Annotated in this window: 13 protein-coding genes; 4 read left to right on the plus strand and 9 right to left on the minus strand. The window is 58.1% G+C overall.

The window, feature by feature from the left end:
- Together ABOK31_RS32785 and ABOK31_RS32790 are read right to left on the minus strand one after the other, a co-directional pair.
- Window positions 1-3,738: a glycosyltransferase family 1 protein gene (locus ABOK31_RS32785; RefSeq protein ID WP_349961911.1), complete on the minus strand. Its 3,738-nt coding sequence runs from the start codon at window positions 3,736-3,738 to the stop codon at window positions 1-3.
- 13 nt (window positions 3,739-3,751) lie between these two features.
- On the minus strand, window positions 3,752-5,164 hold the full coding sequence (locus ABOK31_RS32790) for an FkbM family methyltransferase (RefSeq protein WP_349961912.1): 1,413 nt from the start codon (window positions 5,162-5,164) through the stop codon (window positions 3,752-3,754).
- Window positions 5,165-6,246: 1,082 nt separating this feature from the next.
- Between ABOK31_RS32790 and ABOK31_RS32795 the strand changes: the two genes are divergently transcribed.
- Window positions 6,247-7,335: a porin gene (locus ABOK31_RS32795; RefSeq protein WP_349961914.1), complete on the plus strand. Its 1,089-nt coding sequence runs from the start codon at window positions 6,247-6,249 to the stop codon at window positions 7,333-7,335.
- 267 nt (window positions 7,336-7,602) lie between these two features.
- Here ABOK31_RS32795 and ABOK31_RS32800 read toward each other — a convergent pair whose 3' ends face one another.
- On the minus strand, window positions 7,603-10,752 hold the full coding sequence (locus ABOK31_RS32800; protein ID WP_349961915.1) for an efflux RND transporter permease subunit: 3,150 nt from the start codon (window positions 10,750-10,752) through the stop codon (window positions 7,603-7,605).
- Window positions 10,753-10,759: 7 nt separating this feature from the next.
- Complete coding sequence (locus tag ABOK31_RS32805; protein WP_349961917.1) at window positions 10,760-11,944, minus strand: efflux RND transporter periplasmic adaptor subunit; 1,185 nt, start codon at window positions 11,942-11,944, stop codon at window positions 10,760-10,762.
- Between the two features lie 239 nt (window positions 11,945-12,183).
- Here ABOK31_RS32805 and ABOK31_RS32810 point away from each other — a divergent pair, with 239 nt between their 5' ends.
- Both ABOK31_RS32810 and ABOK31_RS32815 read left to right on the plus strand, forming a co-directional pair.
- Window positions 12,184-12,876, plus strand: a complete 693-nt coding sequence (locus ABOK31_RS32810; protein ID WP_349961919.1) for a response regulator — start codon at window positions 12,184-12,186, stop codon at window positions 12,874-12,876.
- Window positions 12,860-13,918: a HAMP domain-containing sensor histidine kinase gene (locus tag ABOK31_RS32815; RefSeq protein WP_349961920.1), complete on the plus strand. Its 1,059-nt coding sequence runs from the start codon at window positions 12,860-12,862 to the stop codon at window positions 13,916-13,918. Before ABOK31_RS32810 ends, ABOK31_RS32815 begins: the two co-directional genes overlap by 17 nt.
- Before the next feature lie 50 nt (window positions 13,919-13,968).
- Here ABOK31_RS32815 and ABOK31_RS32820 read toward each other — a convergent pair whose 3' ends face one another.
- The 5 genes from ABOK31_RS32820 to ABOK31_RS32840 all read right to left on the minus strand — a co-directional run bounded on the left by ABOK31_RS32820 (window position 13,969) and on the right by ABOK31_RS32840 (window position 17,773).
- Entirely contained in the window at window positions 13,969-14,844 is an 876-nt protein-coding gene (locus ABOK31_RS32820; RefSeq protein ID WP_349961922.1) for an NAD(P)H-binding protein, read from the minus strand.
- Window positions 14,845-14,943: 99 nt separating this feature from the next.
- Window positions 14,944-15,801 carry an AraC family transcriptional regulator gene (locus ABOK31_RS32825; RefSeq protein WP_349961924.1) on the minus strand — a complete coding sequence of 286 codons (858 nt, stop codon included), beginning with the start codon at window positions 15,799-15,801 and terminating at the stop codon, window positions 14,944-14,946.
- A gap of 161 nt (window positions 15,802-15,962) precedes the next feature.
- On the minus strand, window positions 15,963-16,238 hold the full coding sequence (locus ABOK31_RS32830; protein WP_349961925.1) for a type II toxin-antitoxin system RelE/ParE family toxin: 276 nt from the start codon (window positions 16,236-16,238) through the stop codon (window positions 15,963-15,965).
- Window positions 16,238-16,438 carry a ribbon-helix-helix protein, CopG family gene (locus tag ABOK31_RS32835; RefSeq protein WP_202034520.1) on the minus strand — a complete coding sequence of 67 codons (201 nt, stop codon included), beginning with the start codon at window positions 16,436-16,438 and terminating at the stop codon, window positions 16,238-16,240. Before ABOK31_RS32835 ends, ABOK31_RS32830 begins: the two co-directional genes overlap by 1 nt.
- Before the next feature lie 279 nt (window positions 16,439-16,717).
- Complete coding sequence (locus ABOK31_RS32840) at window positions 16,718-17,773, minus strand: hypothetical protein (RefSeq protein ID WP_349961927.1); 1,056 nt, start codon at window positions 17,771-17,773, stop codon at window positions 16,718-16,720.
- A 330-nt stretch (window positions 17,774-18,103) separates the two neighbouring features.
- Between ABOK31_RS32840 and ABOK31_RS32845 the strand changes: the two genes are divergently transcribed.
- Window positions 18,104-18,664 (plus strand): thioredoxin, encoded by a 561-nt coding sequence (locus ABOK31_RS32845; RefSeq protein ID WP_349961929.1) that lies wholly within the window; start codon window positions 18,104-18,106, stop codon window positions 18,662-18,664.
- The last annotated feature ends 29 nt before the right edge of the window (window positions 18,665-18,693 follow it).

Raw genomic sequence — 18,693 nt, forward strand, 5'->3', positions numbered from 1 at the left:
TCAATTGAACCTACTTATCTTGCCTTCGACATTTGCCGCTTTGGCATCTTCGACCTCAAGGCCCAAAGCTTTGGTCAATAGTCGAGCGCTCTGACGCCAAGTCAGGTATGGCATGCCGTCGGTGGTAGGATGCTGTCCCCGCCTGAACAGGTCCAGCCATACGAGGATCGCCTTTGCAAGATCGTCGGCACCTAGTCCGCTGAAATAATAGGCGTGGTCGCCAGCCACTTCACGGAATATCGGCAGGTCACGAGCGATGATAGGTACATGCTTCAGGGCGGCTTCGACCAGCGGCAAGCCAAAGCCTTCACCTTCGCTTGGCGCCAGCAGGCACGTCGATCCGGCATAAATCCGGTTCAGATATTCATCGCTAACGTCTTGAAGAAAATGAAACTGCCGTCCCAGGCGCGGATGGCGCAAAAACCGCTCGAACAGATCGTTTACGAGCCAGCCCTTCTTGCCGACAACGATCAGATTGATCTCATGCCCCTGCGACCAGAGCTGCTCGAAGGCAGCCAGAGCCTGTCTGTGCCCCTTGCGTGGCTCGATAGTTCCAACCATGAGGAAACTGGGCCGTTCCGCCATACGAGCGAGCAATTGGACTGCGTCGTCGGGTAAGCCTCGGCTCGATTCACCGTCGTCGATATTCGCGCCGATGTGAAAGCTGCGCACTGGAGCGGCTTGTTCGTTCGGAGGCCTTTCCTGTTTCAGATAAAGCGTTAGATCATCGGCGGTCGTCTTTGAGACGCAGACATATCCGCTCGCCACCCGCGCTGCACTTGAGATCCAGGCTTTGAATTCACGCGATACCGTCGGCACCCACCACTTTGGGTGCCGCAACGGCAGAAGATCATGGACCAGAAACCAGATTGCCACTCCCTGCTCACGCATATGCTGCTGTAGAAGTTCCATTCGGGGCTGCAAAACCACATTGAGATCCAGCGCGAAATAGATATCGCCCTGACGAAACTCCACAATGGGCTCGTCCGCGCACGAATTGACGCCGTGAATGAGGCGCGTTTGGAGGCGGAGTGCGTGCCGGTAAACTTGGCCGTCGAACCAGATCAGGCACACGCTCATTCCGGCAGGCGGCTCTCGCAACAGATTACGGGCAAGCCCCCGTATCACGCGCTGGATGCCCGTCTTGGCGTCTGTATGAACGAATACGGAAACATCAAGGAACAGGGTTGGCTGGCGTTGCCAGTGGATGGGCCACTGAGATTCGATCGCAAGCTTTAAGAGGTTTCCGGCATTTTGAGCCCATGACAAGTGTGGAATGCCGGTCGAAGACGGCGCCATGTCATGTCGGTACGCCTCCAGCCAGCTTGCTATCGCGGTTGCAAGCTCCAAAGGGGTTTCGCCTTGAAAATAGGTTGCGTGATCGCCCGCCACTTCGCGAAACACCGGCAAATCGTGTGCGAGGATGGGTAACCCTCGAACGGCCGCCTCCACCAGCGGCAAACAGAACCCTTCTCCAAGGCTGGGCGCGACCAAGCATCGGCTGGTACAATAGATATGTTCGAGGAAAGCATCGTTGACGTCTGTCAGCCATAGCAGGCGACGGCCGAATTCCGGATGCCGGCGGATGCTGCGAACCAAATCATCCACATCCCACCCTTGGCGGCCAACCAGGACGAGGGTTAGATCGGCCCCGCGCGCCCAGAGCAGATCGAAGGCTGCCAACAGTTGGCGATGACCTTTACGCGGCTCGATTGTTCCCACGCACAAGAACACCTCGCGTCCTTCAAGCTGTTCTATGGCCTTCTCCGCGCGATCGCCAGGTGCGGCGCCATGCCATTTGCCGGGCGCGTCGCATCCATTGAGCGACCATCCAATGGCGAGCGGACGCTGCCGCTCAAGCGAATGTGCGTTGAGCCAAGCGACCAAGCTTTGTGCGACGTCGCGCGACACGCATACCACGCCGTCGCTTTGACAAACGAACTGCAGCCATCGTGTATGGAGGTCGGCCAAGCCCGGCGTGAAATATTGTGGCAGGTGAATGGGAAGCAGGTCGTGTATCAAAAATACAGTGCCCACTCCCATTTGCCGCAGACGGCCGAAAAACTCCGGGCGGTGAACCACCGCATGATGAAGGTCCAAGCCTAGAAAGATGTCGCCGGGGTTCAATTTGATGATGTCATCCTCGCCCTCCAGAGACCCCAATGCCGGATAGTAGCGACGTGCATAATTCCGCGCGTAGCGAAAGGAAGGTGTGCCGGGCTGCGAATAGACAGGCTCGATTGCGAAACCGGCAGGTGGCGATTGAATGAGCGACGAGAGAATGCCATGGGCCACCCGCTGGACACCCGACTGACCGTCGTTGTCCGCGATGACTGACAGATCCACGAGCAATTGCTTGGGACGCGGATTGGCGACTTTCGACCAGTGACTATTCGACGATATAGCCGCCGCCAGAGCAATCAAATCGCCATCCGAAGGTGTATGTCGGTCAACCACCGCCGACTCGACAGTTTTCAATAATTGCCCGAACAGGGGAGCGCATGTCTGCGTCGGCTCCTGCTGGTGCACCTTCTCGAATGCGGCCAATGCCGCTTGTGCACAGCGATCCCACGAAAAAAGCTTGGAACGGGCCAACCCATACTGTGCCAGTTCTTCACGCCGCTGTGGGTGATGCAGAAGGTCGCGCATGAGACTGGCCAAGCCAGGCACATCATATGGGTCGAACATCGAATCGGCACGCCCCATTACTTCGGGCAGGCTGGTCATATCGGCGCAGATAGTCGGCGCGCCGCACGACATGGCTTCCAGGACGGGAAGGCCAAAACCCTCATGTGTGGAAGGAAACACGTAAAGCGTGCACAAGCGATACAGGTTTACCAATTCTTCGTCAGTGACGTGACCGCCGAGAATGAACTCACGATCGGTTAGCCCGTGGGCACGCGCATGTTCCAAAAAGCGACTGCTATGATCCAGCGGCATCATGCCGACGATCACCAACGGATGCTGCACGCGCAGAGCCTGTGGCACCCTTGCGAAAGCCTCGATCAGACGCAGATGGTTCTTACGCTCGTCTCCACCGCCCGAATACATGACAAAGCCGCTGCCTTTGAGCCCCAGCTTGTGGCAGAGGGCGATTCTAGCCGAATCCGGCACTGGCGCAGGCGAAAACATGGGATCGCATGCGGATGAGATCGAGATCACTCGCTCAGGCGACACTTTCGCGTATTCGATTGCCTCCCGCCGCGCCGAATCGGACACGGCAAGTACCAGATCGGCATCCAGCAATTGTTCCAAGCGTGAGCGGTAAAACGCCTCGAAGGTCCGATTGGATTTGAGATAGACATCGGACTGAATAAGAGGGATGGCATCGTGGAACGTGATAGCGGTCGGTATGCGCACCCGCTTGCCAACGCTGCAGGTCATGTTGTCGCCAACTCCATCGAAAAAGTTGCCGACATGCACGATATCTGCCTGCAACGAGGCCAGAAAATCCTCGCGCATCAACTCTGCTGCATGACGCCTCCACTTATTCGCCGGATCGAACCATGACAGCGGTCCCACCGCTTGCCACACGCGGATATCGTCCTGGCTGATCAATCCATCGAAAGTCGCGCGTATGGTTTCGATCGTTTCCGGGAAAAGACCGTTGAGCGCTATAAGAATCTCGTGCTTACCGCGATTTCGCAGAAGCGCCTTGGTCAATGCAATGTTGTTGCGCCCAATACCACGGAACCGGCTCTCGGTTTGAGCGCCTTGAAGGTCTACGACGATACGCATGGAGGAATACTTTCTAGGCTTCGGTTGCTGCACGCAGATCGAGGTATATGCGACGGGCTTCGACAGGCAGATCGTTGAAGGTCAGGGGGCGCCAGTCCGATGACGGAGCGAGGGGCGATGCGCGGCCTGCAATATGAGGCTGAACAGAACTTACCGGCAGCGCAATCAATATGCCGATGATTCTGCTGCGTAGGGCTGGACTGGTATTCAGTACCGCAACCGCTAGGCGCTTGACGTAGGGACGTTGCCTAATGAAATGGGCGGCTAGACTTATAAGCGCCTTGATGCGTCGCTTGATACCGCTTGTGATACGATTTTCCCGGATGGCTGAGCTTATGCGGTGAACGGGCCGGCCGACAATCCGCACGGGCGCGCTGATGCGCCATGAAGTGCTTCTCTGCATATCCTGCAGCTGCTTTGACTTGGCGACAAGCTGAGCTTCCAACGACGCTAGCTTAGCCTCCAGATAAATCGCCCGCTCCTGCGTTTTGGTGTGCTCCTCCGTCCTTGAGACGCGCCCTTCAGCTAGAAGGCTCAACCTTTCGGCTTCTCTGTTCAAAGCTTCGGCAGCGGCGCACCGCGCTTCCATCTCCAATGCAGACCGTTCCGCTTTGCTGATACGGGCATCGGCGACTTCCTGCACTTTTACCAAATGTTCCAGGGCCTCTGTCAGCTGATGACCTTGTTCATCGAGCGAAGCCCGGAGCTTGGACGACGCTAATTCACACCATGCCGAGTTTTCACTGAATTGAACATGATCGAACACATTTGGAGGAGCCTCAAAGGCTGGTACCAATTCAGGATGCTGAGGCGAGACGTAAAAGCGATTGAGTCCATCGAAGTAGACGAACTTGTAACCTGCCTCGAGAAGAATGCGATCAGCTGTCGCGAAGTGTACTTCCTGGCTCATGGGCACCGTGGCTTCGATCACGATGATCCATGGCTCGATCGCAGCGGGATCCCAACCTTGGAGCACCGCCTCTTCCAGACCTTCGACATCGACTTTCAACCAATGCACCGGTTTGTTGTTCAAGAAAGCCAATGCTGTGCGCAGCGGCAACACAGGGACCTGCAATTTGCTGCCCTCGAAGCCATGAAGTTCGCGATGGCTGCGCGCATAGACATCGACAGCTGTGCTCAAGCCGGTATCCGGAAATATATTCAATTCCAACGAGCCCGCTTCTGCGCCCAATGCGATTTGCAGCACGGTTTCGTCTGGCCTCTCGGCGCGCAGCAGATCAGCATATTGTGGTACGGGTTCAACGTGAACTCCGCGCCAGCCTCGGTCGTAGAATGCCTTGCTGACAGAATCGATGACAGGATGCTGGGCACCTACATCAATATAACATCCGTTCACAACATGCCTGAGGGCACGCCAAAGCATGACATCCTCAAAATTCTGCGCAAAAGAGGTAAAGCTCTCCATGATGTACTTCTGTCACTCACGTTTCTACGGGTGTTCGCAATATCGGCGGCCAGACGGGACGTGGGGCATCCCGACCTGGCCTATTGTTCCGGAATGGAGGTATTAGTGGAACGATAGCTTGATATTCACCGACACGGGCGGCAATCGGGCGGGAATATTGCGAATGATTGCAGATTTATTGCTGTTCGAATCGCCGGACAATGCCTGCGAGTAAATCTGCGATCGATGAGTTGATCCTGGAGTGAATCATGCAGTTGAAGCTGATTCAAAGCCAATCTTGGAAGGGTGGATAGCGAGAATACCGGCGATGATCTTGATGCTACAGCGCATTCCCGCTGAGATTGAATCTCATGGTGAGATCTTTACCAGCTACAGTATCGGTATCAATAATCGAACCATCACGGTCACTCATCGCGGTGCATGGATAGCATTGAGGCTGGTCTCCGTATGCCAATCCCTGCGGTCTATGTTGACCAATCGGAATTCGGAGCGATCCGGATGCGAAGCAGGATTACATAAGCAAACGGCAGATAGAAAGTTATGTGGCTTTACCCAGAATGCATCGGAACATCCAAGTCCGTTGTGTCCCATCCATTTTAGTCACGTCGGCATGAGTCCATCGATTTTCTGCATCAGAAAGTCGGAGAAATATCATATATCGATGACGACAAGTACGATCATTGGCATATTTGTCTGCCAAAAAATGTCATCTTCCAGTTGAATTTCGGTATATCGACCCGAGATCGAGTTAGGAACTGTATCTATTTTATATTGACCAATGTTATGGAAATGATAAGTGTTGCGAACAATTAGTATGGTTTCATATTGTTCGTTTCTGAATATTTCGGCATATTTCGGCTCGAGAACAAAGAATTCTATTGGTTTCTGCCTGCGATAATATTGCAACAGCCCCGCGCGTCCGATCACACAGATCTCCGTCAAGCTGACATTATCACTTCTCCCATGGGGTAGCCTCTCCGTAGGTTAAAGGGGTGGAGTCGCAAACTCCTCACTGTTTAAAGATGAACGGGCAGATAGGGCTTTGACCGCCCTTACAAACGACTCAATTAATTGGAGAAAATATGGCTATTAAAAGTATTCTTCTTGGATCGGCCGCGGCTATTGTATCCTTTACGGGAGCATATGCAGCGGATGCTGTTGTCGCTGCCGAGCCGGAACCGGTGGAATATGTCAAGATCTGCGATGCCTTCGGACCCGGATACTTCTTCATTCCTGGCTCTGAAACATGCCTCAAGATCGGTGGTAAGGTTCGGACCGAGGGAGAGTGGTACAACGCCTATAATCCAAGCGGCAAGAGAGGCACATTGTGGCATACTCGCGCCGAGCTGCAGCTTCAGACGGCGACGGATACAGAATACGGCCGGCTGAAGACGAATGCGGAGCTGCGTTGGGATTGGAACGACGGCAATTCGACCACTACCAAGTTGCTGCATGCCAGCATCAGCCTTGGCGGCTTTACGGTTGGCAAGGAAGACTCTCAATACAATGCATTCATCGGTTACGCCGGCGATGTCATTAACGATGACGTTGTTTACGACGGCCCTTACGAGCTCAATCAGCTGACTTATAAATATGATGCCGGAAACGGCTTCACCGCTGTTATCTCGCTCGAAGACTCCAACTCATCCTCCGACGCCAGCAGCTATAATGGTGCATGGGTTACCTCGGAATCGAACCACTACGCACCGGACGTCGTTGCCGGCGCTGGTTTCAAGTCAGGGGCGTGGTCATTCAAGGTCGTTGGCGGTTATGATTCCATCGTGGAAGAAGGCGCGGTCAAAGCTCGAGTCGATGCCGATTTTGGCATCTTCACAGCCTTCCTGATGGGCGGCTGGAACACCGATGGCTCCAAGCTGAACAAGTATGCGGGTTCGAACCTTGATACATCGGCTTGCCCGACCAATCAGGGCTATCTCTGCGGCTGGGGTGACTGGGCTGTCTGGGGTGGCGTTGGCGTTCCGATCAACGAAAAGCTGAAGTGGAATCTCCAGCTCGCTTACACCGACTCGAAGATTTTCGAAGCCACGACAAACCTCAAGTTCAACCCGGTCAAGAATCTGCTCGTCGAGCCGGAAGTTACCTACACCAACTTCGATTCTGTGAACAAGGATCAGTGGGCCGGTATCCTGCGCTTCCAACGCAGCTTCTAACATGACCTGACTGACCCCTGGTCGTGAACGGGAGAGGGCCTGAAGTAATTCCGGTCCTCTTCCACCCTTTATCGAGTTGCACTCGATTTCATAGATCCATTTCTTCGTGAAGTGGAACCAAGCTCGACGTGTCCCGCGACGCGGCCCGTAGTACACCGGGTGCCGTTGGACTGAGCTGCGTAGGCAACGACGTACATTCGTACACAAGTCAATCGATGTGGCTAAAGCATCGACCTCCGTTACATCTCCATCGCGCTCTTATCCGTATCAGCGATGAACGGTGGGTGCGGGCGGGACGTTGGCGCCCGCACCCTCCTCTTCGGCCGGTCTTTTGGTCCGGAGGAGGGACAGCACAAAGACGAAGAAGACCGGGACGAAGAAGACGGCAAGGATTGTCGCCGAGATCATGCCGCCGAGGACGCCGGTGCCGATCGCGTTCTGGCTGGCGGCACTGGGGCCTGTGGCGATCGCGAGCGGCACGACGCCGAGCGTGAAGGCAAGCGACGTCATCACGATCGGGCGGAAGCGGACACGCGCCGCCTCGACCGCCGATTCGAGCAGGGACTTGCCTTGGGCATAATAATCCTTGGCGAATTCCACGATCAGAATGGCGTTCTTTGCCGACAGGCCGATGATCGCAATGAGCCCGACCTTGAAATAGAGGTCGTTCGGCATGTCGCGCAGGATCGCCGCCAGCACGCATCCGATAATGCCGAGAGGCACGACAAGCATGACCGACAGCGGGATCGACCAGCTTTCGTAGAGGCCCGCCAGCAGCAGGAAGACGAAGAGGATGCTGAAGGCGAACAGGATCGGCGCCTGATTGCCGGAGGAGATTTCCTCGCGCGACTGGCCGGACCACTCGTAGCCGAAGCCTTGCGGAAGTTCGGATGCGAGGCGCTCCATCTCGGCAATCGCGGCACCCGACGACTTGCCTACCCCTGCTTCCCCGGTGATGCGGATCGTCGGATAGCCGTTGTAGCCGACGATCTGCGGATCGCCCTTGCGCCAGTCGGCGGTCGCAAACGACGAGAGCGGCACCATTCCACCGCTGGCATTGCGGACGTTCAGCTTCATCATATCCTCGACCTGCATGCGGCTGCGGCCGTCCGCCTGTACGATGACCTGCTGCATGCGCCCTGCATTGGGGTAGTCGTTGATGTAGGACGAGCCGAGGTTCGCCGTAATGGCATCGTTGATGTCGGTGAAGCTGACGCCGAAGGTGTTCGCCTTCTCGCGGTCGATCGCAAGCACGATCTGCGCGGCTTCCTGCATGCCCTCGACGCGGACATTCGTCACCACGCTGCTCTTCGCCGCCTTTGCCATCAGCTCGTCTGCGGCCTGCTTGAGAGCTTTCTGTCCGCGCCCGGCGCGGTCCTGAAGCCGGAAGGAAAAGCCGTTCGTCGTGCCGAAGCCATCGATTGCCGGCGGCGAGAGCGCATAGGAGGTGGCATCCTTCAGGCTGGCGAACTGTGCATTGACGCGCTCGGCGATCTCCGGCACCGAGCTGCCGGCCGGCCGCACGCTCCAGTCCTTGAGCGTGACGAAAGCGATGGCCGAGTTCGGGCCGTTTCCGGAGAAGCTGAAGCCTTGCACGGCGAAGATGTTTTCGACGGCCGGTTCGGCCCTGAAAATCGCCTCGATCTGCTTCAGCGACGCAATGGTGCGGTTGGCGCTCGCCTCCGGCGGCCCCTGAACGTCGACGATCAGGATGCCCTGATCCTCCTCCGGCACGAAGGAACCCGGCAGGTTGACGAAAAGATAGCCAAGGCCGACGGCGAGCGCGAGATAGACGGCCATCACGCGTCCCGAGCGGCGCGCAAGGCCGGCAGCGGTCTTGGTGTAGCCTGCTGTCATTCGGTCGAACTTGCGATTGAACCAGCCGCCGAGACCTTTCTTCTCGTGGTGATTTCCATCGATCGGCTTCAGGAATGTGGCGCAAAGCGCCGGGGTCAGTGACAGAGCCAGGAAGGCCGAGAACATGATCGAGACGACCATGGTCAGCGAGAACTGGCGATAGATGATGCCGGATGCGCCGGGGAAGAACGCCATCGGGATGAAGACGCAGGACAGCACCAGCGTAATGCCGAGGATGGCGCCGGTGATCTGCTTCATTGCCTTCTGTGTCGCGGCTTTCGGCGGCAGACCTTCCTCGGCCATGATGCGCTCGACATTCTCGACCACGACGATCGCGTCGTCGACGAGGATGCCGATCGCAAGCACCATGGCAAACATGGTCAGCACGTTGATGGAGAATCCCGTCGCATACATGATGGCGCAAGTGCCGAGCAGAGCGACAGGAACGACGAGCGTCGGGATGAGCGTGTAGCGGAAGTTCTGCAGGAAGACGAACATCACGATGAAGACGAGCACGATCGCCTCGATGAGGGTGTGCACGACCTTCTCGATCGAGGCGTTGACGAAGGGACTGGTGTCGTAGGGTATCGAATACTCGACGCCCTTCGGGAAGAACTTCGACAGCTCGTCCATCTTCGTCTTGATCGCCTTCGACACGGCAACGGCGTTGCCCGTCGAAGAAAGCTGGATGGCGAGGCCGGCGCTCGGATTGCCGTTGAGCCGGCTTGCGGTCGAATAGGCTTCCGCGCCATCTTCGACGCGAGCGATATCCTTCAGACGTACCGTCGAGCCGTCGGGATTGGCCCGAAGGATGATGTCGCCGAATTGTTTTGCGTTGTTGAGCTGGCCCTCGACGATCACGGTCGCGGTCAGATCCTGGCTGACCGGGTTGGGCATGGCGCCGATCTGGCCTGCGGCTACCTGCGCGTTTTGCGCAGTGATCGCCGCGCTGATGTCGGCGGCCGTCAAATGAAGGCCAACCATCTTGTCCGGGTCGATCCAGACGCGCAGCGCGCGCTGCGAGGCGAAGACCTGGGCGCGGCCGACGCCGGGAAGACGGCGCAGCTCGCCGAGGATGTTGCGGTTGATGTAGTCGCCAAGCGCGATCTCGTCCATCTTGCCGTCGGTCGAGGTCAGGGCCGCGATCAGCAGGAAGCCGGCGCTGGCTTCCTCGACCTGGATGCCTTGCGTGCGAACCGCCTGCGGCAGCCGCGCCTCGACGCGGCGGACGGCGTTTTGAACGTCGACCGTCGCCTTGCCGATATCGGTTCCCGAGACGAAGGTGGCGTTAATGCCGACCGAGCCGGAATTATCCGAGGTCGACTCGAAATAGGCGATGCCGTGGACGCCGTTCAGTTCCTCCTCGATCAGCCGGGTAACCCCCTGATAGATTTCCTGCGGCGAAGCGCCGGGGTAGGAGGCGGAAACGGAAAGCTGCGGTGGCGCAACGGCCGGATATTGCGCGACCGGCAATAACGGGATCGTAATGATCCCCGAGATCATGATGAAGAGTGCAAAGACCCATGCGAGGACGGGTCGCCTGATAAAGAACTGTGCCATGACTTGATTACTTTGCAGCCTGGTCTGAGGTGTTCGGATCGGCGCTTTGCGGCGTCCACGGTTCGGCGACGACCTTGCCGCCGGGCGTAACCTTCTGGACCCCGTCGGCGATGATGGTTTCGCCGTCCTTCAGTCCGGAAAGGACGATCCATTCGGCGCCAAGAGACGCGCCGAGGGCGATGTTGCGCACCTGCGCCGTTTGATCGGGAGCGAGCACCAGGATCTGCGGGTTGCCTTCGGCATCTCTGATCACTGCCCTTTGCGGGATGGTGATGCCGCTTTTCTGGACGGCCTGCTCGATGCGCACGCGGACATACATGCCCGGCAGAAGATCACCCTGCGGATTGGGGAATTCCGCACGCAGCGTGACCTGCCCCGTGTTGGGGTCCACATTCACGTTTGAAAACAGGAGCTTACCTGGCTTGGAATAGCTCTTTCCACCATCGAACACGAGTTCGACGGATGCCTGTCCGGGGGCAGGGCTCTGGAGCTTGCCCTCGCTGACGGCACGCTTCAGCGCCAGGAGATCCTGCGCGGATTGCGTGAAGTCGGCATAGACGGGATCGATCTGCTGGATGAGCGCCAGATTCGACGCGCCTTCCGCGGTCACAAGCGTTCCTTCGGTCACGAGGGCGCCGCCGATGATGCCGGTGATGGGCGCCCGCACCTGCGTATAGTCAAGATTGATCTCAGCCTCGTCAAGAACGGCTTGCTGGGCTGCGACATCGGCGTCGGCCTGCGCGAGATTGACTGCGGCGGTATCGTAGTCGACGGCTGTCGAGACATTGCGCTCACGCAGCGAGCGCTGCCGCTCAAGCTGCTGCTTGGCATTGGCCTGGACGGCTTTGGCCTTCTGCAAGGCCGCCTTGGCGCTCGCCACCCGAACCTGGAACAGCTTCGGGTCGATCCGGTAAAGGACATCGCCCTGATGGACGAGACTGCCCTGCTCGAAAACGCGTTCCTGGAGGATGCCCGAAACGCGCGCGCGCACCTCGGAAATCCTGGTCGCGGCAATGCGTCCAGGGAGCTCGCTCATGACCGGCACCGGATGCGCCTTGATTTCCAGGACACCGACGGCGGGAGGGGGCATTTCACCGCCTTCCTGGGCACGCGCCTGGACGGAAGCCAGCGCGAGCATCGCCGTTGCCGCCAATATTGCCTTCCAGCAAGGCAATTCGAATGCAGATCGCATAGATGTATTCCCAATTGACCGCGACGCGCAGAGATCGTCGCTCCGCGTCTTGACGGCATGAACCTATTCGAAAGTGGCCGCTTCAACGCCGGGCGCGAGTGGCACTTTCATCCGAGCCTAAGCAAACATTGGGATTGTTGTTCTTTGGTCGACGTTTTGTGGAGGTTTCGTGGACGAGGGCAGAGGAATGTTGACGCGCGGGCCTTGTCTGACGTTTCCTTCTGGTGAAGGAGCCCTGGATGGAAAATGCACTGATATTGATCGTCGAAGACGAGCCGGAAATCTCCGACATTCTCGAGCGTTATTTTGAACGCGAAGGATTTCGGGTGCTGACGGCGGCGGATGGAGAGATCGGGCTTTCCCATCACCAACGGCTGAGGCCCGATCTCGTGGTTCTCGATATTAAGCTGCCGAAGCTCGACGGTCATACGGTGCTTGCCACCATTCGCCAAAGGGGCGATACGCCGGTCATCATGGTCACGGCGCTCGCCGACGACCTCGACAAGCTGCATGGGCTGCGCTCCGGCGCCGACGATTATGTGGTGAAGCCGTTCAACCCGGTGGAGGTGGTCGCGCGGGCGCGGGCTATTTTGAGACGGGCGACGGGAAGCGCGACGAATAAGGTGCTGAGGGTCGGCAGGCTTGCAATCGATCCGATCGCGCATATGGCCGTCGTCGAAGACGGCGAAAACCGTTTGCTGCTGAACCTGACCCGGACCGAGTTCCGCATCCTCGAATACATGGCGGGCTTCCCGAACAGGGCATTCGAGAGGGGTGAGATCGTCGATGCCTGCCTTCCCGAGGGCGATGCGCTCGACCGCACCGTGGACAGTCACGTAAGCAAGCTTCGCCGCAAGCTGGATGCCGCTGGTGTCGGCGAGCTCCTCAACGGCGTCCGGGGAGTGGGTTACCGCCTTGGCGATTTCGGTTAGCAACAGCCTTAACAGGCAAATCATCTGGTCGACGACGATCGTCGCCTTTGTCGCCCTGTTCGTGATGTTCTTCGGGTTCGTGATCTACGGCTATGTCTATGACTGGCTGTTCAAGAATTCCGGAAATTCGGACGATTGGGCCGTCAGCGATTTTGTCGTCCTCGGCATCAACGTGGCGATCGGCCAGGCGGTCGGTGCCTATGTCGGATGGCGGCTTGCCAGGCGCCTCGTCAAGCCCTTGACGGCGGTGACGGAGGCTGCACGCCTCATTGCGGATGGAGACTTTGCCGGCCGGGCGACCGGCGAGGGTAATTTCGGTGAAGCGGACCGTCTGATCAACGACTTCAATCGCATGGCGGAGGAATTGCAACGGGCCGAAAAGGAACTGCAATATTCCAATTCCGCGATCGCCCACGAATTGCGCACACCTCTGACGATCCTGCGCGGCCGCATGCAGGGGCTGGCGGATGGGGTGTTCGAACCGAGCCATGAGGTGTTCCGGGGATTGATCGGACATATCGATGCGCTGACCCGCATCGTCGACGATCTCAGGACGCTTTCGCTGATGAATGCCGGACGCATGGAATTGCAACAATCACGCTTCGATGTTGGAGAAGAAATCGGAGACATCATCGATTCCGTGATGCCGACGCTTTCCAACCTCAATATCAGGATCGAAGTCGATTTGCAGAAGATGCCGGTGATCGCCGACCGGGCACGCATCCGGCAGGCGGTGCTTGCGCTCATCGACAATGTCGCACGCTATGCTCCGGGCTCAACACTGCATCTGGCTTCGCAAGAGGCCAGTAACCTGTGCGTCATCATGGTCTCGGATGACGGTCCGGGCATGACGGCTGCGGAAAGCGAACGGGCCTTCGAGCGGTTCTGGAGAGCTGACGATGCCAGAACACGAAGAGGCGGCGGATCAGGTCTCGGTCTTGCCGTCGTCAAGGCCATAGCCGAGGCGCATGGCGGCCATGCCACGATCGACAGCCGCAAGGGCGGCGGCACGACTGTCGTTCTCACGATTCCGCGCAGCTGAAACCGTATGGAAGGCGGCCAACGGCCTATTCCAGGTATATAGGGACATCCTCATGCGCTGAGAATCCGCCGCAACACCTCTGCAAGCTCGGTTGTGCCTCGACGGATCTCGCCGACGTCCTTCTCCGCGTCTATTCGGCCCGCATTATGGGCAGTATAGAGTTCGACCAGCAGTCGTGCGTAGTCTTCGGAAAGGCCCGCCTGGGTGAGTGCGGCATGCCATTCGGTCTCGGGAAGCGGCTGGGCAATGACGTCGTGACCGGTCAGCGAACCGATGGTGGCCGCAACGTCGTTCGGCGTATAGCGCTGAGGGCCTTCGGCATGGATAATCCTTAGAGCGGCATCCTGCTTCTCGAGAAGCAAGTCGGCGGCGATCGAGCCCACGTCGTAGGCGGAGACGGTCGGAAGACGCTTGGTCAGCGGGTGATAGAAGCTCGGCAATCGGCCGCTTTCTGCCGCCACCTTTGCGAGACGCGCCCAGTTTTCCATGTGTTCGGCCGATCGCAGCAGGATAAGTTTTTTGGCCTCCAGCTGGTGCAGGCGAGCCTCAAGGGCGTGGAAGATCATGGTGACGCCGGTGCCAGAGCTATGCTGTGCGCCATAGTCGGAAATGGCGAGAACGGTTTGCGGCTTGGCGGCTGCCAAGGCCTCGCCAAGGCAACCGACCAGTCGTCTCATGCTGGAATTTGCCTGCGGAGCGCGAATATCGACCGGGCAGATGATCTGGACGGCGCTCGCCCCTTCGAACGCGGTCGTCAGCGCCTGATGGTCATGTATATCGGCGATGGCGATCTCGCAGCCGAGATCCGAAAACTCCTGTGCTTTCGAGCCATCGCGCAGAATTGCGCGAACGGGAACACCGGCCTTGCGCAGGGCCGTGACGGTCGTGCGGCCAACCTTGCCACTGGCACTCAGAATTGCGTGCATTGCATCTTCTCCTGTCGATCTTTCTGCAGCCTATCCGTTGAGGCTCGAGGGTTCGCGCAGGTTCGGATGGTCGATTGCAGGTTTGGACGACAATCGAAGTTACGAATGCATTCGGCTTAGCATGCCTGGAGTGAGGCCGATGATGCGCCGCATCCAGTGCGTCATGTGGCTCTGATGGGCAAACCCCGTCGCCAAAGCGATCTCGGCGAGCGGCATGTCGGTGGAGAGAATGAGCAATCTGGCGCGCTCGATCCGGCGCGTCAGCACATATTGATGGACCGGCATGCCAAACGTGGCGCGAAAGAGCGGCTTCAAATGCGATACGCTCAGGCCGACCGTCGCGGCGAGATCGGCAAGAGACAGCGACCGATCGATATGGGCTTCGATAAAATCCATCAGGCGTCGCTGATGGCGGTTTGTCAAAGTGGCGCCTGTTACGGCTTCAGCGCCCGGAGTCCGTTCGCCGCCTTCCACCAGGCGGATCGCCAGCGCCAATCCCAGCGCCTCCCCATAGGTTTTGTCCGACGGAATGGAGGACTCGATTTCGGCCTTGATCGCCCAGGCGATCGATTCGATCCGGGAATCCCGAAGCTGAAATTTCGGTGTTAGAGAAACGGTATCCGGATTTCTCCCAAGCGCGTCAGCGGCTGATTGAAGGAGTTCCTGCTGGATCGTCAGACGCAGAATGGTGCAGTCCCCATCATCCTCCCACCAGCCGTCCAGCCCGGCAGGAACGATATCGATATCGCCATGCGCCTGCCGGCGCCGGTGCTGACGACCGTCGCACTCACAAAAAGCATTCACAGCTCGTCCGAAATGAATGCCGAGCCGATGCGTCTGCGATCCAGGCACATGGGTGCGGCCAGCTTGAATACGAAGGAGGTTCGCCTCCAAACCTTTCCAGCCACGATCTTTGCTGGAAAGAAGAGTCGTCGCGGCACTGTTGAACTGGTCCATGATTGCGCGCTTCTGCCAAATCCACCGGCCCGAATTGAGGGCGATCTCGATCCGGGGATTATAGGTAGGACAAGGCGTCCGGTCGAGCCGATCTTCGGATCGGTGCCCATGCAGGCGGTTCAGCGTTTACTCGAGGTCTTCTAAATTGACGGGAAGGCCAGCTACCGATCTTCCCTGGTGTGCCATAGCCTCAAGATGTAGATCGTCGACTGTTGAATTTCGTAGCGTATCTCGTAGTGGCCGACGAGGAGCCGCCGGACCTCGCGTGGCTCGAATTCGAACAGCCTTTCTCCGATTCGCGGATTGGCCAGCAGAATGGGCGGCGCTTTGGTCAGAGGCTGCACTGCGCGAACAGCCGCCGGCTTGTTAACAGCGGCCAGAAATTCATACAGGCGAGTGAGGTCGGATAGCGCCTTGCTGGTCCATTTTGCTTCCATCAGCGTGGAGCCGGCAATGGATCGTCAGTGCTTAAACTATCGACCCATGCCTGCACGGCCTGATGGTCGATCACATTGCCATTGTCGACGTCGGAGAGAGCTTCGCGGGTCAGCCGCTCGCGCTCTTCCTCCTGGTCGAGCCACGCAGTCAGAGCCTGCTTCATGATCCAGCCGCGGGAACGCTCGAGCCTCTCGGCCATCAAATCGAGTTTTTCGGCCAGCGAAAGCGGTACATGTGCAGTCAAGACTTTGGTCGCCGAGTTTGCCACACGATCATCCTTTCTGAGAGGTTCGATTTATTTCTAATCATAGTGATTAATTTTGAATCGATCAACGGCGCGCAAGGGACATTACATCACTGCATATAGCGGTGACCGGGCTTCCTTCATCGCGAGCCCCTGCCATCTCCAGGTCTTGGAATGACCGGGCAAAGGACGCGGCCCGCTTATGAACCCGCGTCCATCGCTGCTCATCGAACGTCACTTCCAGCTCGTGTAGTCCGAGGCGGTGCAGCCGAAGGGCGCGCGTTGATCGCCGAAGCGCTTCTTCAACTGATCGCAGCCCCAGCGGTTGAGAGGCGCCGGCATCATATTGTTGAGATCCATGGCGGGCGACGTGAACTGCGAGTCGGCGCTGGTCACATACCAGACCCAGTAGCCGAAAATGCCGGCGATGAAGAGAAGTATGACCAGGAAAACCCTGCCGAGCCGCGTCATGATGGACGGCCCTTTCTTCCCTTGGGCAACGAGTTCCCGCGGCTGGCCGCCAAGTTCTGCCATCAGCGGCGCGAGAATGCTTGCGCGTTCTTCCGCCGTCATGTCGATCCGCTCCAGCCGGCTGTCCAAAAGCACCGGGAGAGCCGTATTTCCATGCCAGACGGCGAGCGCCACGGCCTTGCCGTCCTTTGCACCGACGACCAGAGGTTCCTGTCCCGGCTCGAAGCGCGTATGGGCGGCTCGTCCGGTTTTTCTGCCCGCGATTTTGTCGGCATAGGTTACCGTCAGTCGCTTGCCTCGTCGCTGAAAAGCCGTGATTTCCACCGGGACCGGCTCGAGCTGTGCAGCCCTGTGCAATTGCCCGCGGACACGCCAGACACGCAGGATCTGGAAAATCATCGCGATGCACGCGCCGCCAAGAAGGGCGACGAATACGGCAAGCGTTATGATCCGGTTCCAGAGCATATCCAGCCCGAGGCTGAGCGTTGCCAGGTCCGGATGGTCGCCGGAGATGACGAGGTCCGTGTCATAGTCGCCGGCATGGATGTCGACGAACATGATTTCGACATCCTTGTCGTAGGTCTGACCATTGTAGGCGTAGTTGAGGTGCGCCTCGCAAGTGGTGAAGAAGCCCTTTCGGGTTGAGCATTTTCCATCGCGAATATCGCCGCTGACGAGCTTGACGGGATTTTGACTGATCGTCCAATCCCTCAATATGCCCGGGGCTTCGGAAACCGCCATGAAGACAGTGAGCGCGATCAGGATCGGCAAGGAAAAATAGCTGGCTTTCGGCGTCGTAATCACGCCCCGAGCAAGCATGAGGGCTCTCTGGGGAAGCTTAATTGTCGGGAATGTCATTGTCTGCCTGAAACTCCGAATGATGGCGTAGGCACCCGCAAAGCAAGGGGCGAAGCGGGGGCTTCGCAAAATCCTGAGGGTTCGACTTTGCGTCCACATTTGCAGCGCGGGAAAATAGTCATTTTGCCACGCGCCTCAATACCTGGTTGTGGAACACCCGACGCTTCACGGTGTTGTGGTCAGCAAACGCTTGCAGGGTGTGACCTTTTTGCCTCGTAGCGTTGACCGATCGAGCCAGGCCCGCCTAGTTTTTGTCCCATTACGAGATTCGAGATCGTGGAGGAAACCAGCATGACCAACGCCACCTGGCACGCAGATCCGTTAAGCTGGGGCCACGGGCCACGCATCTTTGAAATCTTCCTGGAGCCGACCTGCCCTTTTTCCGTGAGGGCCTTCAGCAAGCTCGACACCTTCCTAGCACAGGCCGGTGAGGATAGGGTCACCGTCAAGATCCGCCTGCAATCGCAGCCCTGGCACATGTATTCGGGTGTTCTGGTGCGATGCATCCTTGCGGCCTCGACGCTTGCCGGAGGCAAGGAGACAGCAAGGAAGGTGATGGCCACCATCGGCGCGCACCGCGAGGAGTTCGAATTCGCTCATCACGCGGGCGGGCCGAATATGGACGTGACGCCGAACGGGCTGATCGAACGGCTGGAGCGCTACAGCGGTGTTGCGTTGAAGGAGGCTTTTGCCATTCCGGATCTCGATCGAGAGATCAAATGGCATTGCAAATATGCCCGGCAGAACGGCATTCACGTTTCTCCGACCTTCATGATCGACGGGCTGGTGCAGGCCGATATGAGCAGCGGAGACGAGGTGGAAGCCTGGGTGAAGAAAGTCTCCGCCTCGTGAACGATTGGCGGGCAAGGCGTCGATGTTTC

It is taken from the genome of Rhizobium sp. ZPR4 (assembly GCF_040215725.1).
Taxonomy (GTDB): domain Bacteria; phylum Pseudomonadota; class Alphaproteobacteria; order Rhizobiales; family Rhizobiaceae; genus Rhizobium; species Rhizobium rhizogenes_D.

What these genes read in the sequence shown, in the direction of transcription:
- ABOK31_RS32820 (WP_349961922.1), bottom strand. Translation starts at nt 14,844, where the DNA reads ATGCACGCAATTCTGAGTGCCAGTGGCAAGGTTGGCCGCACGACCGTC.
- ABOK31_RS32835 (WP_202034520.1), bottom strand. Translation starts at nt 16,438, where the DNA reads ATGGCCGAGAGGCTCGAGCGTTCCCGCGGCTGGATCATGAAGCAGGCT.
- ABOK31_RS32830 (WP_349961925.1), bottom strand. Translation starts at nt 16,238, where the DNA reads ATGGAAGCAAAATGGACCAGCAAGGCGCTATCCGACCTCACTCGCCTG.
- ABOK31_RS32825 (WP_349961924.1), bottom strand. Translation starts at nt 15,801, where the DNA reads ATGGACCAGTTCAACAGTGCCGCGACGACTCTTCTTTCCAGCAAAGAT.
- ABOK31_RS32800 (WP_349961915.1), bottom strand. Translation starts at nt 10,752, where the DNA reads ATGGCACAGTTCTTTATCAGGCGACCCGTCCTCGCATGGGTCTTTGCA.
- ABOK31_RS32840 (WP_349961927.1), bottom strand. Translation starts at nt 17,773, where the DNA reads ATGCTTGCTCGGGGCGTGATTACGACGCCGAAAGCCAGCTATTTTTCC.
- ABOK31_RS32785 (WP_349961911.1), bottom strand. Translation starts at nt 3,738, where the DNA reads ATGCGTATCGTCGTAGACCTTCAAGGCGCTCAAACCGAGAGCCGGTTC.
- ABOK31_RS32810 (WP_349961919.1), top strand. Translation starts at nt 12,184, where the DNA reads ATGGAAAATGCACTGATATTGATCGTCGAAGACGAGCCGGAAATCTCC.
- ABOK31_RS32795 (WP_349961914.1), top strand. Translation starts at nt 6,247, where the DNA reads ATGGCTATTAAAAGTATTCTTCTTGGATCGGCCGCGGCTATTGTATCC.
- ABOK31_RS32845 (WP_349961929.1), top strand. Translation starts at nt 18,104, where the DNA reads ATGACCAACGCCACCTGGCACGCAGATCCGTTAAGCTGGGGCCACGGG.
- ABOK31_RS32805 (WP_349961917.1), bottom strand. Translation starts at nt 11,944, where the DNA reads ATGCGATCTGCATTCGAATTGCCTTGCTGGAAGGCAATATTGGCGGCA.
- ABOK31_RS32790 (WP_349961912.1), bottom strand. Translation starts at nt 5,164, where the DNA reads ATGGAGAGCTTTACCTCTTTTGCGCAGAATTTTGAGGATGTCATGCTT.